This window comes from Aggregatibacter sp. HK296 (assembly GCF_980469475.1).
Genome location: NZ_OZ413142.1, coordinates 395,285 through 410,558 on the forward strand (window position 1 = coordinate 395,285; position 15,274 = coordinate 410,558).

13 protein-coding genes are annotated in these 15,274 nt (G+C 41.3%); 7 read left to right on the forward strand and 6 right to left on the reverse strand.

Annotated elements, in window-relative coordinates:
* Window positions 1-45 precede the first annotated feature (45 nt).
* Together AC30SH_RS01995 and lpxH are read right to left on the reverse strand one after the other, a co-directional pair.
* Window positions 46-552, reverse strand: a complete 507-nt coding sequence (locus AC30SH_RS01995; RefSeq protein ID WP_048749338.1) for a DUF2301 domain-containing membrane protein — start codon at window positions 550-552, stop codon at window positions 46-48.
* Window positions 545-1,276 carry a UDP-2,3-diacylglucosamine diphosphatase gene (gene lpxH / locus AC30SH_RS02000; protein ID WP_314885206.1) on the reverse strand — a complete coding sequence of 244 codons (732 nt, stop codon included), beginning with the start codon at window positions 1,274-1,276 and terminating at the stop codon, window positions 545-547. The genes AC30SH_RS01995 and lpxH overlap by 8 nt, the downstream gene beginning before the upstream one ends.
* A gap of 108 nt (window positions 1,277-1,384) precedes the next feature.
* Between lpxH and AC30SH_RS02005 the strand changes: the two genes are divergently transcribed.
* Window positions 1,385-2,137: a 1-acylglycerol-3-phosphate O-acyltransferase gene (locus AC30SH_RS02005; RefSeq protein ID WP_212509917.1), complete on the forward strand. Its 753-nt coding sequence runs from the start codon at window positions 1,385-1,387 to the stop codon at window positions 2,135-2,137.
* Window positions 2,138-3,550: a multicopper oxidase domain-containing protein gene (locus tag AC30SH_RS02010; RefSeq protein ID WP_212509916.1), complete on the forward strand. Its 1,413-nt coding sequence runs from the start codon at window positions 2,138-2,140 to the stop codon at window positions 3,548-3,550.
* A gap of 81 nt (window positions 3,551-3,631) precedes the next feature.
* On the opposite strand, the gene AC30SH_RS02015 is transcribed toward AC30SH_RS02010, so the two are convergent.
* The 4 genes from AC30SH_RS02015 to focA form a co-directional block, all read right to left on the reverse strand.
* On the reverse strand, window positions 3,632-4,495 hold the full coding sequence (locus AC30SH_RS02015; protein ID WP_006719208.1) for a DMT family transporter: 864 nt from the start codon (window positions 4,493-4,495) through the stop codon (window positions 3,632-3,634).
* A 141-nt stretch (window positions 4,496-4,636) separates the two neighbouring features.
* Window positions 4,637-5,377 carry a pyruvate formate lyase 1-activating protein gene (pflA, locus tag AC30SH_RS02020; protein ID WP_212509915.1) on the reverse strand — a complete coding sequence of 247 codons (741 nt, stop codon included), beginning with the start codon at window positions 5,375-5,377 and terminating at the stop codon, window positions 4,637-4,639.
* 163 nt (window positions 5,378-5,540) lie between these two features.
* Window positions 5,541-7,853, reverse strand: a complete 2,313-nt coding sequence (gene pflB / locus AC30SH_RS02025; protein ID WP_048749346.1) for a formate C-acetyltransferase — start codon at window positions 7,851-7,853, stop codon at window positions 5,541-5,543.
* An 86-nt stretch (window positions 7,854-7,939) separates the two neighbouring features.
* Window positions 7,940-8,791, reverse strand: a complete 852-nt coding sequence (gene focA, locus AC30SH_RS02030) for a formate transporter FocA (RefSeq protein WP_489582036.1) — start codon at window positions 8,789-8,791, stop codon at window positions 7,940-7,942.
* Window positions 8,792-9,098: 307 nt separating this feature from the next.
* On the opposite strand from focA, the gene hinT reads away from it, so the two are divergent.
* From hinT to AC30SH_RS02055, 5 genes are all read left to right on the forward strand, one after another.
* Window positions 9,099-9,449 (forward strand): purine nucleoside phosphoramidase, encoded by a 351-nt coding sequence (hinT, locus tag AC30SH_RS02035; protein ID WP_489582037.1) that lies wholly within the window; start codon window positions 9,099-9,101, stop codon window positions 9,447-9,449.
* A complete protein-coding gene (locus AC30SH_RS02040; protein WP_489582038.1) occupies window positions 9,449-9,802 on the forward strand; it encodes a YcfL family putative periplasmic lipoprotein in 354 nt (117 codons plus the stop codon). The genes hinT and AC30SH_RS02040 overlap by 1 nt, the downstream gene beginning before the upstream one ends.
* Window position 9,803: 1 nt before the next feature.
* Window positions 9,804-10,850, forward strand: a complete 1,047-nt coding sequence (nagZ, locus tag AC30SH_RS02045; RefSeq protein ID WP_489582039.1) for a beta-N-acetylhexosaminidase — start codon at window positions 9,804-9,806, stop codon at window positions 10,848-10,850.
* Between the two features lies 1 nt (window position 10,851).
* Window positions 10,852-12,027 (forward strand): 23S rRNA (uracil(747)-C(5))-methyltransferase RlmC, encoded by a 1,176-nt coding sequence (gene rlmC, locus AC30SH_RS02050; RefSeq protein ID WP_489582040.1) that lies wholly within the window; start codon window positions 10,852-10,854, stop codon window positions 12,025-12,027.
* Window positions 12,028-12,257: 230 nt separating this feature from the next.
* The gene (locus AC30SH_RS02055) at window positions 12,258-15,272 is read left to right on the forward strand and encodes a TonB-dependent siderophore receptor (protein WP_489582041.1); all 3,015 of its coding nucleotides are present in this window, start codon (window positions 12,258-12,260) and stop codon (window positions 15,270-15,272) included.
* Window positions 15,273-15,274: the final 2 nt, after the last annotated feature.

Sequence of the window (15,274 nt, forward strand, 5' to 3'; positions counted from 1 at the left end):
AAAAATAGCCTACATGATGTAGGCTATTTTTTTATCTGAAATTTATCAAACCTGATATTTGCTTTTATCGCCAATATCAAAATGCAATGGCATGCGCCATTTTTGAATACTTAATAACAAAATTAAAAGCCCGGTGACAAAGCACAATAGGCTACTTAACCAAGTGATATTGAATAATAAGGCAAACCATAACACCGCAAAAAATATTGGTTGTAGATTTAAGGCAAAGACACGGAAACAAAAATATTCTTTATAGCTTAAACCACCGAGCACCAAAAATGCTGCACCGAGCGCCAATTGCGGAAAGCCTAACACTTGGCATAGCAAGCCCACCCACATGGCAAACTGAAAAATATAACGGAAGTTTTTCATATATAAATGGACGCAAGCGGCACATAACGTTGCTGCGATAAGCAAACCAAAGTGTGCTGTTGTGGGATACCAAGGCAGCATAAACAACATGGGAGCGGCAAGGACAAAGCCTAAACGATAAATGATTACTGTTGCGTAATCCCAACGATCCATAGGCGATTGAATATGCGGATCAGCCATTTTTTCTCCTTAACGTATCATTAATAAATTCGATTGAATGGGGAGTGACTTCTAAAAGGGAAGAGGTTTCTCCCCAATCACCCAGCACGATGCGATGAAAGTGCGGTAGAATTTCATGGTGTTTTTGGCGATGCGTATGTCCGTGAATCATTTGCGTCACATGAAATTGCGCAAAAATTTGCTGCACAAAAGCGGCATTCACATCCATGATTTCCGTCGATTTTAATTGTTTATCTTGGCGGCTTTTCGCGCGAATTTTCTCTGCGATTTTTAACCGCACTTTTAACGGTAAATGTAAGAACAGCCACTGGCGCCATTTTTGATGAACTTTTTTGCGATATTGTTGATATTTCACATCGTCCACGCAAAGGGTGTCACCGTGGCATAAGAGGGTGGGGGTGCCGTATAAATCGATTAATTGGTAGGTGGGCAATAAACTTAAACCACATGCTTCAGCAAATTTTTTGCCAATCAAAAAATCTCGGTTCCCATGCTGAAAATAACAAGGCACGCCTTGTTCCGTCAGATGTCTGATGAGCTGTTGCACTTCGCTGATGAGATCAGATTTTTCATCATCGCCAATCCAAAAATCAAATAAATCGCCCAGAATATAGAGTTTTTCCGCGTGCGGTGCTTGTTCTTGCATAAATTGACGAAACAGGGCTAATAAGTGCGGTCGATTTTCGGAGAGATGTAAATCCGCAATAAAATAGGTTTTTTGCATAGAAATTCAATTAAAAAATTTTTGATTAGATTAGCACATTTCATCGTTATGAATACACTTAACGGGCTAATTTCGTTATACTTACGCAAATTTTTAAGGGGCTTTATCATGCTAAAAATCGCCAGAATTTTCATCATTGTTATTTGTTGTATTCTTATTTGTATCCTCGGTACGCTTTATTCTTTCATTCGTTTCCGTAATCCGAGTAATGTAGGCATTTTTGCCCGTTGGTTTGGACGGTTACATCCACTCTTTGGTTTGAAAGTGGAGCATCGTTTCCCTGCGAATGCCGATAAAGTTGGTCGTTGTATTTATATTGGCAACCATCAAAATAACTACGATATGGTGACCATTTCTTACATGGTCATGCCTCGTACAGTAAGCGTCGGTAAGAAGAGTCTGATTTGGGTGCCGTTTTTCGGTATTTTATATTGGGCAACGGGCAATATTTTTCTCGATCGTGATAACCGCTCTAAAGCGCATAACACCATGTCGGAATTGGCTCGTCGCATTAATGAAGATAACTTGTCCATTTGGATGTTCCCGGAAGGGACTCGTAGCCGTGGACGCGGGTTATTGCCATTTAAAACCGGTGCATTCCACGCCGCCATTGCTGCGGGGGTACCGATTGTGCCGGTTGTGTGTTCCACAACACACAATAAAATCAATTTAAACCGTTGGGATAATGACACGGTGATTTGTGAAATGCTGGAGCCCATTGATGTGTCCGGCTACAGCCGTGAAAATGTGCGCGAATTAGCGGAATATTGCCATGATGTGATGCAAAATCGCATCGCTGAATTGGACCGTGAGGTGGCACAAAAAGAAGTTGAACAGAAAAACGAGAATAAGCAGGCTTAAATGAAACATTGCTCCCGTCGTCAGCTACTCAAAACAACGTTATTTTCTACCGCACTTTTTGCGGTGCCGTCTCCGCTATTGGCGGCAACACGTCCTGCGTTGAAAATTCCGCCACTCTTTGAAGTTCGACGGGGTAAGCCGATTTTTCTGAATATGCAAAATACCCAAACTTCTCTCGTGTCCGGAAAACGTACCGAAGTGTGGGGCTTTAACGGTAGTTATTTAGGACCAACCATTAAAATTAAGAAAGATGACTTTGCCAAACTGAATTGGAAAAATAATTTACCGCAATTTGTTGCGATGAATATCCAAGGCTTACAGGCATCGGGCGAGCTTATTGGTGGTGTGGGTAAAAATTTACAAAAAGGTGAAACTTGGGCACCGATTATTCCGATCAATCAGGCAGCGGCAACCTGTTGGTATCATGCTTGCACCCTTGCCAATTCAGCGTATCAAACTTATCGTGGCTTGGTCGGCTTGTGGCTGATTGAGGACAAGGAGAGTGTCAAATTGGGATTGCCACAGAAATATGGTGTGGATGACATCCCGTTAATTTTGCAAGATATGCAACTCAATAGTGATGGCACACAACTTTTTCAGCAGAATCAAGGCACTTTTCTTGGTGAACGATTGTTAGTTAACGGGCAGGAAGCTCCTTATTTCAATGTACCGCGTGGTTTGGTGCGTTTACGCATTTTAAATGCGTCTCTTTCCCGCACTTATGAGCTTCGTTTTGAGGATGAGCGAGCGTTTACATTGATTGCACAAGATCTTGGTTTTTTACCACAAGGCAAAACCTTAAATGTGCTCAAAGTCGCACCGAGTGAGCGTGTTGAGCTTTTAGTTGATTTGAATGACGGCGACAATGTTTCTCTCATCGTGGGGAAAAAACGTGATTTTATTGATAACATTCGTTATTTCTTCGGTTCAGAAGGGGAGTTAATTGACAATACGGTTTTGGAACTGCGTCCGGACGGCTTAGCCGGTGCATTCGCACAAAAAGAACAAACATGGCAATTTGTCACCGATGCGCCAAGTCTGTTGTCTGCTAAAGTGCAACAGGAACGAGCATTTCATGTGGATGTCACCAATGCCACCATTAACCGGAACCGTTTTGACCCGCGTCGTTTAGATGTTTCGGCAAAACTAGGCAGCGTTGAGCGTTGGACGTTGACTGCGTCCGCCGCAGTAGGATTTGCGTTACGAGGCGCAAAATTTATTGTGGAATCCATTAACGGTAAAGCGTTGGAAGAAAGTGAAATCGGTTGGAAAGACAGCGTGTTGATTAATGGCACAGTGACTATTTTGGTGAAATTCGATAACACGTCCTCCAATAACTATCCTTTTACTTTTGGTGCTTCTGATTTAATGCTAGCGGATAAAGGCTGCATGGGATTAATGTTGGTGCAGTAAATAACATAAAAATACTCAAAAAAAAGAACCGCACTTTATGCCTAAATATAAAGTGCGGTTCTTTTTTGGGCTGTTTTCAGATTAACTTGCACGGCGTAGCAAACGCGGATAAATACTGGAAATTAGGGTCGTACTGACGACGGCTAAAATGCCTAACCAAGAAAGTGGGCTGATGTTTTCACCGAGTAATAACACGGCCAATATAATGGCAAATACCGGCTCTAAGGAAACTAAAATACCGGCGAGATTAGAGTCAACACTATTAATGCCTTTATTCCATAGATAATAAGCGAGCCAGCTACAACCGATTCCGATATACAGCAGACCGGCGAGCCCCAGCCAGTTCCAATGAATTTCCCAGCTTTGAGTGAGCCATAGGGTGAATGGGAGACAAGTAATGGTACCGAGCACGATGCTGCTGGTGGTATAAACTTGCGCGGTCAGTTGCACAATAATTCTTTGTGTCCAGCGCAGACAAGCTGCAAATACGATGCCGGCGAGTAACACTAAACTGCAACCGAAAAGGCTAATATTGCCGGTTTCTTCTCCCCCATAAATTAATAATACAACACCTAAAAATGCAACGAGTCCAAAGATCCAATGATGGGTTTTGGCTTTGTCGCCGAAGAAAAAGTGTCCGATAAGTACCACGAGGAAAGGTTCTAAACCGAGCATTGTAGAGGCGCTAGACGCCGATGTATGGCTTAATCCGATGAATTGTAAAAGGAAAATAGCCGGATAATTGAGAAACCCAAGCCACCACACTTGTGGGCGAACTGTTTTGGGAACGCGCTTCCAAACTCGTACAAACATAGGGAAAACAATAAAGCTGGCGATGATCAGACGCATTTGTACCATTAACACCGGATCTAGCATGGAATAGGTGTATTTACCAGCAACAAAAGAGCTGCTCCATAAAAACAGCGCAATGAGAATGTAGCGCATAAGAAATCCTTGAAGAAGTAGATTAGAGGTTATTGTAGTGCGCTTTTAGCGTAGCGTAAATGTGAAAGGCGTTTTATTTATGGTTAAAAGTGCGGTCATAAAAAGGAATGTTTTTTGAAGATCGGGTTGCCCCGATCCAACTTAATATTTGACGATATGACCGTAGCCTTCGAGGATGTTTTTGATGTGCTCTAGGGATTCTTTCGTTGGCGGGTTTACTTCTTCCAATTCATATTTTTCCCCCATGGCTGCCCATTTATGTGCGCCAAGACGGTGATAAGGAAGAAGTTCTACTTTTTCAATATTCGTCATGCATTCAATAAATTGGCCGAGCTGATGGATGTCATGGTCAGAGTCCGTGTAACCCGGCACGACAACATAACGAATCCAAACTGGTTGGTTACGTTTTTGTAAATATTTGGCAAATTCGAGCGTACGCTTATTGGAAACGCCAATAAGGTTTTGATGTACTTGATCGTTGAGCTCTTTTAAATCAAGTAAAACGAGATCTGTCGCATCAATGAGTTCATCAATCACATGATCGTAATGACGCACAAAACCGTTGGTGTCTAAGCAGGTGCTGATGCCTTCTTTTTTACAGGCTTGGAACCAATCACGCACGAATTCTGCCTGTAAAATGGCTTCACCACCGGAAGCTGTCACTCCACCGCCTGACGCATTCATAAAATGACGATAACTGACCACTTCTTTCATCAGTTCTTCCACCGTAACTTCTTTGCCACCATGCAAATCCCAAGTATCGCGGTTATGACAATACTTACAGCGCATTAAACAGCCTTGCAAAAACAGAATAAAACGAATGCCCGGGCCGTCAACGGTGCCACAGGATTCATAAGAGTGGATTCTTCCTACAACTGACATGCATTCCTCAATAATTCGTCACATTATTCGTTAAAAGTGCGGTCGTTTTTATAAATGTTTTTAATGACCTAGCTATGTTTACAAAATTGGGATATCCCCAAAAAAATCAGACCGCTTACCTTGCGGTAAGCGGCTGAAATATTAACACAGTTTTATCACGAAATTACATTGATTGTGTAAATGTACGGGTGATAACGTCTTGTTGTTGCTCTTTGGTTAATGAGTTGAAACGTACGGCATAACCAGAAACACGAATGGTTAATTGCGGATATTTCTCCGGATTTTCCATTGCGTCTAATAACATTTCACGGTTCATCACGTTAACGTTCAAGTGTTGACCACCTTCTACTTCCGCTTCGTGGTGGAAGTAACCGTCCATTAAGCCGGCAAGATTGCGTTTTTGTGCTTCGTATTCTTTACCTAACGCATTTGGCACGATAGAGAAGGTATAAGAAATACCATCTTTCGCGTAAGCAAATGGTAATTTAGCCACAGACGTTAAGGAGGCTACCGCACCTTTTTGGTCACGACCGTGCATTGGGTTTGCACCTGGTCCAAATGGCGCTCCTGCACGACGACCGTCCGGTGTATTACCTGTTTTCTTACCATATACCACGTTAGAAGTAATAGTAAGCACAGATTGTGTCGGAGTCGCGTTGCGATATGTTTTGTGGGTTTGAATTTTCTTCATGAAACGTTCAACTAAGTCGCATGCGATATCATCTACACGGGAATCATTGTTACCGAATTGCGGATATTCGCCTTCGATTTCGAAGTCGGTTGCCACGTTAGAAGCCACAACATTGCCGTTTTTGTCTTTAATGTCACCACGAATTGGTTTTACTTTCGCATATTTAATTGCGGCTAAAGAGTCAGCAGCAACGGAAAGTCCAGCGATACCACAAGCCATAGTGCGGTAAACATCACGATCATGGAATGCCATTAATGCGGCTTCATAAGCATATTTATCATGCATGAAGTGGATGATATTCAATGCGGTCACATATTGTGTTGCTAACCAATCCATGAAGCTGTCCATACGGGTCATTACTGTGTCGAAATCAAGCACTTCGTCTTTGATTGGCTCGGTTTTCGGACCAACTTGCATACCGTTTTTCTCATCGATACCACCGTTGATTGCGTATAACAAGGTTTTTGCTAAGTTCGCGCGGGCACCGAAGAATTGCATTTGTTTACCCACCACCATTGGGGATACACAGCAAGCAATTGCATAGTCATCGCTATTGAAATCCGGACGCATTAAGTCATCGTTTTCGTATTGTACGGAAGACGTATCAATAGACACTTTGGCACAGTAACGTTTAAATGCTTCAGGTAATTTTTCGGACCAAAGGATAGTTAAGTTTGGTTCCGGAGATGGGCCCATAGTGTAAAGGGTGTGTAAAATACGGAAGCTGTTTTTGGTCACTAATGTGCGACCATCTAAGCCCATACCGCCTAGGGTTTCGGTTGCCCACATTGGGTCGCCAGAGAACAATTGATCGTATTCAGGAGTACGTAAGAAACGCACCATACGAAGTTTCATCACTAAGTGGTCGATTAATTCTTGTGCTTCTTGTTCGGTGATTTTGCCGTTTTTCAAATCACGTTCGATATAAATATCTAAGAAGGAAGAAATACGACCGAAAGACATTGCCGCACCGTTTTGTGATTTCACCGCTGCTAAGTAAGCAAAGTAAGTCCATTGAACCGCTTCTTGTGCGTTAGTCGCCGGATTAGAAATATCGTAACCATAAGAGGCGGCCATTTCTTTCATTTTGCCTAATGCACGATGTTGTTCAGCAATTTCTTCACGTAATTGAATAGTGGCTTGAATATCTTCACCACGTTCTAATCTTGCTTGGAGTGAATCGAATTGTTTTTTCTTATCGGCCATTAAATAGTCGATACCGTAAACGGCTAAACGACGATAGTCACCGATAATACGACCACGGCCGTAAGCATCCGGTAAACCGGTTAACACGCCTGATTTACGGCAACGAAGGATATCCGGTGTATAAACATCGAACACACCTTGGTTATGTGTTTTACGATATTCAGTGAAAATATGTTCTACTTCTGGATCTAATTGGCGGCCATAAACTTCACAAGAACCTTTAACCATTTTGATACCGCCGTATGGCATAATGGCACGTTTTAGTGGCGCATCAGTTTGAAGACCAACGATTTTTTCTAATTCTTTGTTGATATAGCCAGGTTTGTGAGAAGTGATAGTTGATGGGTTGTCTGTGTCAAAATCTAACGGCTCGTGCGTTTTGTTTTCGATTTTGATGCCTTCCATGACTTTATCCCACAACGCAGTTGTTGCAGGGGTTGCATCGGCTAAGAAAGATTCATCACCTTCATACGGTGTATAGTTTTTTTGGATAAAGTCACGCACGTTGACTTCATTTTGCCAATCACCACCGACAAAACCTTCCCAAGCCTTTTGTTGAGCTTCTGTTAATTGAGTCATAACATTCCTCTTTTAGATTATTGATAAAAATAAACCTGTTTAGGAAGGAAACAAACAACTTGTGTTTCCTTCCTTTTATGAACCGATTAATGAGGTCGGTTGATTGACCATAAGGCCAATCCAATACAACAACCACCACCAACAATGTTCCCCAATGTCACCGGAATTAAATTCTTCACCACAAAATGATAAAGATCTAAATCCGCGAACTGTTGAGGATCGATATTAATTGCTTGCCAAAATTCCGGGGCGCTAAAGTGCGCGGTCATAATTCCCATTGGGATCATAAACATATTCGCTACACTGTGCTCGAATCCTGACGCAACAAACAAAGCAATCGGCAAAATCATAATGAATGATTTATCTGTCAATGTTTTTCCTGCGTAGCTCATCCAAATGGCAATACACACCATCACATTACACAAAATCCCCAAACAAAAAGCTTCAAACCATGTGTGGTGAATCTTATGTTGGGCGGTCGCTAAAATGGTGAGTCCCCACTGCCCATTGGCAGCCATTGTCTGGCCCGCAAACCAAATAAGAAAAACAATAAAAAGTGCGCCGACGAAATTACCGAAATAAACCACAATCCAATTTCGCAGCATTTGAAAAGTACTAATTCGTCCGCTTGCGCGGGCGACCATTGTCATTGTGGAAGATGTAAATAACTCTGAACCACAGACAACAACCATAATCACACCAAGAGAGAATACAATTCCGCCAACCAACTTGGTTAATCCCCACGAAGCACCGACATTTCCTATTTGTGTTGTGGTGTAGAAAACAAATGCTAAAGCGATAAATACGCCCGCCGGAATGGCAGAGAAAAAGGATAAAATTTGTTTCTTAGTGGCCTTATAAACACCGACGTCTTCGCCTATTTGGCTCATTTCTGCCGGAGAGACCATACACGTTGTTTTAGATGTTTCGGTATTCATTTCAGAATTCCCTTTCATTATTTGACCCCTAAATACCGCCGTTCACAACGTTGCATTACAAGGAAAGACCTAAAAACTTAAAAAAATTTGAAAGTTTATAAATTTTGTTAATTATATTTTCTTTCCCCTGCAAAGTAAAAATATTTCTCCTTTTTAATGCGAGAATTTTGTTCTTTGTCAATAATTAGATCGGTGTAATAGAAAGCCTTTCTCGACAACATCAAAGATGGCCTGATAAATTGCTATTTTAGCGGTTTTCTGTTAAAAAGTGCGGTCATAAAACGCAATATTTTTTAAGGAGAAAATCATGGCAGCAGAAACTATTTTCAGCAAAATTATCCGTAAAGAAATTCCAGCGAATATCGTTTATCAAGATGAACTTGTCACTGCATTTCGCGATATTGCACCGCAAGCTAAAACGCATATTTTGATCATTCCGAATAAATTAATTCCAACCGTTAACGATGTGACCGAACAAGATGAAGTGACATTAGGTCGTCTGTTCACGGTTGCAGCTAAACTTGCTTCACAAGAAGGCATTGCACAAGACGGTTATCGTTTGATCGTCAACTGTAACAAGCATGGTGGACAAGAAGTATTCCATTTACATATGCATCTCGTTGGCGGTGAGCCTTTAGGTAAAATGCTGGATAAATAATGAAAAAGTCTATTTCTCTCTTTTTTTTGACCGCACTTTTAGCGGGATGTAGCGCAAAGGCACCGACGTTATTAAATACGCAAAGCCCGATTTTAAACATTGAAGCCCCGGCGGCGGAAAGCGTGGATGCGGGTGTTGATAGCGACACTGCTTGGTTCAAAAATAAAACCGAACAGCCTGTCAACTTGGTTTACCGCCTGTTTTGGTATGACAAACATGGCGTGACAGTGATGGCTGGAGAGCCTGTTGTTTGGCATAGGTTGGCGTTGCAACCACTACAAAAACAACCGCTCACATTGGCTCGACCAACGGCGGATAGCGTCAATTACCGCTTATATCTTCGCTTAAACTAAAATGTCTACACTACTCATTGACTTAGCTGGTTACGAGCTAGAACAAGAAGAAATTGAATTGTTGGAACATCCGCTTGTGGCGGGATTGATTCTCTTTACCCGTAATTTTCACGACCGTGCGCAATTACAAGCATTGATTCAATCTGTGCGACAAAAGGTGAAAAAGCCCTTGTTGATTACGGTGGATCAAGAAGGCGGTCGGGTACAGCGTTTCCGTGACGGCTTCACCCAACTTCCTGCAATGCAGGCGTTTTCTGCACTGATTGAAACTCCGATTGAACAACAAAAAATGGCATTTGAATCCGGCTGGCAAATGGCGGCAGAAATGACCGCACTTGATATCGATTTGAGCTTTGCGCCGGTGTTGGATCTTGGACATCAATGTAAAGCCATCGGTGATCGCAGTTTTGGTTGCGAGATAAAAAGTGCGGTGGATTTGGCCGCCAATTTTATTCGCGGCATGCATCAAGGCGGCATGGCAGCGACAGGAAAACATTTTCCAGGGCATGGTCATGTGATTGCCGATTCTCATTTAGAAACGCCTTATGACGAACGGAGTCAAGAAGACATTTTCAATCAGGATATTCAGCCGTTTCAGCAACTTATCGAACAAAATCTGCTACAAGCCATTATGCCGGCCCATGTGATTTATTCGCAATGTGACAACCAACCGGCGAGTGGTTCTAAATTTTGGTTACAAGACATCTTGCGTGCTCAATTGAATTTCAACGGCGCCATTTTCTCTGATGATCTTGGCATGAAAGGGGCGGGTTTTATGGGGGATTTTGTGGCGCGTAGCGAACAGGCGCTTAACGCAGGTTGCGATTTGTTGTTACTTTGTAATGAGCGGGACGGCGTGATCCAAGTTTTAGACAATTTAAAACTCTCAGAAAAACAATCGTGCTTTTTGTTGCGTCAACAACGCTTACAAAGTCTCTTCAAACGCAAAAATCTTACTTGGACTGAATTAGAGAGAGCTCCCCGTTGGTTGGAAAACCGTCAAAAACTGACCGCACTTCAACAACAATGGCTGGTAACGAAAAACTAATATGATGCAATGTGAACATTATCAACGAGGCGATTGTCGTTCTTGTCAATGGTTGGAACTGCCGTATTCTGTTCAACTAGAACAGAAAACCGTTCACTTGCAACAGCAGCTGCACGGTTTAGATACGTCTCATTTGAGTTGGATTGCGCCTTTTCAATCTTCCCTTGATGGGTTTCGTTATAAAGCCAAAATGGTGGTGAGTGGCGCTGTCGAACGCCCCATTTTGGGGATTCTACCGGATCCACGAGAGCCACAAAGTGCGGTGGATTTATGCGATTGCCCACTTTACCCACAACGTTTTCAAGCTATCTTTCCTCTTCTTAAAGATTTCATTGCACGCGCAGGCCTTGTGCCGTATAACGTGGCAAAGCAAAAAGGCGAATTGAAACATCTTTTATTGACAGAAAGCCAACACAGCCGGCAACTCATGTTGCGCTTTGTATTGCGTTCGGAAGCCAAATTGCCGTTGATTCAACGGGAATTGGCGGGATTACGTCAAAAATTGCCGCAACTTGCCGTCATTAGCGTGAATATTCAGCCGCAAAATGCCGCGATTTTAGAAGGTGAAAAAGAGATTTTCCTGACGGAGCAATACACGTTGCCTGAGACCTTTAACGGCATTCCACTTTTTATTCGCCCTCAGGGCTTCTTTCAAACCAACCCGCAAGTTGCTGAAGGGCTATACGGCACGGCACAACAATGGATAAAAGATCTGCCAGTTCGTCAACTTTGGGATTTGTTCTGTGGTGTGGGCGGTTTCGGGCTGCATTGCTTGAAAGCGTTGCAAATGCAGAACTCGGAACAACAAATTCACCTCACTGGCATTGAAATTTCCGCTTCTGCCATTGCCGCCGCGAAACTATCGGCACAACAACTCGGATTGGAGAAGCAAGTTCATTTTCAATCCTTGGATGCGGCAAATTTTGCCTTGGCTCAAGCAGACAAACCCGATTTGGTTATCGTCAACCCACCTCGTCGAGGCATAGGTCAATCGCTTGCTGAATTTCTCAATAAAATGCAACCGCACTTTATTTTGTATTCCAGTTGCAACGCAGAAACCATGGGGAAAGACTTGCGCTCGCTCACCCATTATCAACTGGAAAAAATCCAACTGTTCGATATGTTCCCACATACGTCGCATTATGAGGTGTTGGTGTTGTTGAGATTGACGTCTTAAAGTAATGTTTTGTTGATTTGGCTATTAGTATTACTGAAAAAATAAACCGTTTTTAGGCTCACAAGTGAAGCTTACAGGTACTTTTAGCTATATTTTTGCTCTATAGGCCATACTGTCCTTTTGTATAAAAAAGATATTTTATAAATAGTCATTTGGTTATCTTTTTTCTTTAATATAAGAATAATAATTGTTATCATTTAATAAAAATAATTCTTATTTAGGAGCCAAAAATGCATCAATCTCATCTTTCACTTCCATCTTATTTTCACCTTAGTCTACTTTCTATTTCTTTATTTTGTACTTGCCAAACCGCATATACGGAGGACAGTTTAGAGCAGATTAATGTTATTGAAGAAACTGATACTAATACCACTGAGGGTAGCCGTGGCTATACAATTAAGTCGATGAAAACAGCTACTGGACTAAAAGTTTCCGGTAAGGATACGCCACAATCTGTTAGTGTGATTACAAAAAAGCAATTAGATGACAAAGCTATTCATACTCTTGAAGAAGCAATGAAGAATACCACAGGTGTTAATGTTGTACGTGATTCAGGGTTACAAACTCGTTTTCTTTCCCGTGGTTTTTATGTAGATCAAATTGGTGAAGATGGTATTACGACTAATGTAGGTGGGCGTTCAGGTTATACCGCCAAAATAGACGTTTCTCCTAGCACTGATCTAGCTATTTATGATCATATTGAAGTTGTGCGTGGTGCGACAGGATTGACCCAGTCTAACTCTGAGCCAGGTGGCACAATTAATTTGATTCGAAAACGACCTACAGACAAATTCCAACACCTAGGAGAAATAACGGTCGATCACCGAGGTAGTACTCGTTCGGTACTAGACGTTTCCGGAGGCGTAAATCAAGATAATAGTATTCGTGCCCGTTTAGTTGGTGTAGGGGAAAAAGCAAAGTCTTTTAAAGATAATGTGCATGGTAAAAAAGGGCTAATTTATGGTGTCGCTGACATGGATTTAGGCAATGTTGGCGTGTTAACTTTAGGTGGTATGTATCAGAAAATTAATGAAGTGCCGGATTTTTCTGGCGTGATATTACCTTGTGAAAATCCTCAAGTTGCTCCTTTTGCCTCCCGCCCGGCATGTAATAATCCAGTAAAACTTCCTCGAAATACCTATTTAGGACAGAGTTGGTCTCGTTTGAAGGGTGATAAATATAACTTATTTGCTAATACCAAATTTGTTTTTGATAACGATTGGGAGCTTAGTATTGAGGCGTCCTATACAAAAAATAATTCAGATGCAAAAGTTGGGCAATTTTTTATCAAAGACGAACATGCTGCCGGTTTGTCCGGTTCTGACGCGAAAGGATTTCTAACCGAGAAAGGTGAAATTATTCCTTTTGAGCCAAAAGACCAAGCACTTAAAAAATTAAAAGAATATCGTGATCAAGCAACGAAAGAATACGAGCAACGTAAGGCAGATTATGCTCAAAATCAATTTAACCAAGGCGACTTTAATCAATATAGAAACGATCGGCTTGCTGCCCGTAAAAAAGGGTTTGATCAATGCATGAATGATATTGGTCTTGATTTTTTATGTAATGACTGGGCAGATCCTGGTATTGATAAAGATAAACAAGAATATATTGACAAAAAACTACAAGAAGCAGGTATTGCTAACGACGCAGAAAACCGTTTTTCAAACTATCTCTATAATAGGGCTTATAACAATAAAGGTACAACTAATCGAAAATTTACATTCGCACCAATTCGACATATTAAAAAGGACGAACAATACGGGATTAAATTGAATTTAACTGGACACTATAATCTTTTTGAACGAGACCATGATTTTTATGTAGGTTATGCTTATAACCATGAAAATATTCAATCAGATTTTGTTGAAATTTTTCAGAAACGTTATCGTATAAGTACTATTGATGAGGTTGGTCAAGTGCATCAGCATTTAGCCGGTCGTTGTGTTCCTAATGAGCAAGGAAATTATTATTCTCCAATCGATAAAAATCTTCCTGAACCGGATTGGGACAAGCATGATGAAAAAGGTGACCATATGCTTTATACACCAGATTGCCAACATGCTTATAAAATTAAAGTCGATAAAGACGGTAATATTTTGTATGAATTAGATAAAAATGGGCAAAAAATTCCGGAACGTGACAGCAACGGTGACATTAAGTATAAAAATGGTGCTTATGGAAATCCAAATGAAATTGTTTATAAGATGTTGAAGGAGCCGGATGACCATGTTTTAGCTCGTTATAATTATGCTAAATATTTCAATAAAAATGAAACGCATGCAGTTATTTTGAGCACTCGTTTTAATGCAACAGAACGCTTCCATTTATTAGGTGGTGTGCAGTTTACCCATTTTGAGACCTCACAACGTAAAGAAACGCCTGTTTATAATGGTGAGCCAGCGACGCGCTATCAATCGCAATCAAATATTGATAAGGATAATGAGCACTATACTGCCAAAATGAAGGGGCATCATTTTACACCGTATGTCGGTATTACTTATGATTTGACGAATGAGCAGAGCCTTTATGCAAGTTATACTAAGATTTTTAAACAGCAAGACAACGTAGATATTACCAGTAAAACGGTATTACCTCCGTTAATTGGTACAAACTATGAAATAGGTTGGAAAGGCTCTTTCTTTGATAATCAATTAAATAGCTCTTTGGCTTTATTTTCTGTTGAGCAAAAAAATCGTACTGTTGTCGATTTTGGATATATACCGGGCAAAAATGGTGCTGTTGGATCATTCCAGACCATCGCAAAACCAATCGGACGCGTTGTTAGCAAGGGGTTTGAATTGGAGTTGGCTGGAAATATAACAGAAAATTGGCAACTTTTTGCAGGCTATACTTACAATAAAAGTAAATATAAAAATGCAGAAGAAATTAATAATGAACGGGCAAAAGGCGCTAAAGATCCTTACAACTTTAGTAATTTTACTCCTGTTCAGATGTTTCGACTTGCCACCAGTTACCGAATTCCTAGTAGCAAATGGACGATTGGTGCCGGTATCTCTGCACAGAGCCCGACAAGTAGCTTATATGGCATTAAACAAGCAGGCTATACTCTGTTTGATGCCAATATTCAGTACGAGTTTAATCGCCACGCCAAACTCAGTTTGATTGGAACGAATTTAGCGGATAAAACTTACTTTGAAAATAACTATAATCGTACTCGCGGGATGAATAATTTCTACGGACGTCCGCGTACTGTCATGATGAAATTTGATTGGCAGTTCTAGCG

Coding starts and splice junctions, on each gene's coding strand:
- AC30SH_RS01995 (WP_048749338.1), bottom strand. CDS start 552: ATGGCTGATCCGCATATTCAATCGCCTATGGATCGTTGGGATTACGCA.
- lpxH (WP_314885206.1), bottom strand. CDS start 1,276: ATGCAAAAAACCTATTTTATTGCGGATTTACATCTCTCCGAAAATCGA.
- AC30SH_RS02005 (WP_212509917.1), top strand. CDS start 1,385: ATGCTAAAAATCGCCAGAATTTTCATCATTGTTATTTGTTGTATTCTT.
- AC30SH_RS02010 (WP_212509916.1), top strand. CDS start 2,138: ATGAAACATTGCTCCCGTCGTCAGCTACTCAAAACAACGTTATTTTCT.
- AC30SH_RS02015 (WP_006719208.1), bottom strand. CDS start 4,495: ATGCGCTACATTCTCATTGCGCTGTTTTTATGGAGCAGCTCTTTTGTT.
- pflA (WP_212509915.1), bottom strand. CDS start 5,377: ATGTCAGTTGTAGGAAGAATCCACTCTTATGAATCCTGTGGCACCGTT.
- pflB (WP_048749346.1), bottom strand. CDS start 7,853: ATGACTCAATTAACAGAAGCTCAACAAAAGGCTTGGGAAGGTTTTGTC.
- focA (WP_489582036.1), bottom strand. CDS start 8,791: ATGAATACCGAAACATCTAAAACAACGTGTATGGTCTCTCCGGCAGAA.
- hinT (WP_489582037.1), top strand. CDS start 9,099: ATGGCAGCAGAAACTATTTTCAGCAAAATTATCCGTAAAGAAATTCCA.
- AC30SH_RS02040 (WP_489582038.1), top strand. CDS start 9,449: ATGAAAAAGTCTATTTCTCTCTTTTTTTTGACCGCACTTTTAGCGGGA.
- nagZ (WP_489582039.1), top strand. CDS start 9,804: ATGTCTACACTACTCATTGACTTAGCTGGTTACGAGCTAGAACAAGAA.
- rlmC (WP_489582040.1), top strand. CDS start 10,852: ATGATGCAATGTGAACATTATCAACGAGGCGATTGTCGTTCTTGTCAA.
- AC30SH_RS02055 (WP_489582041.1), top strand. CDS start 12,258: ATGCATCAATCTCATCTTTCACTTCCATCTTATTTTCACCTTAGTCTA.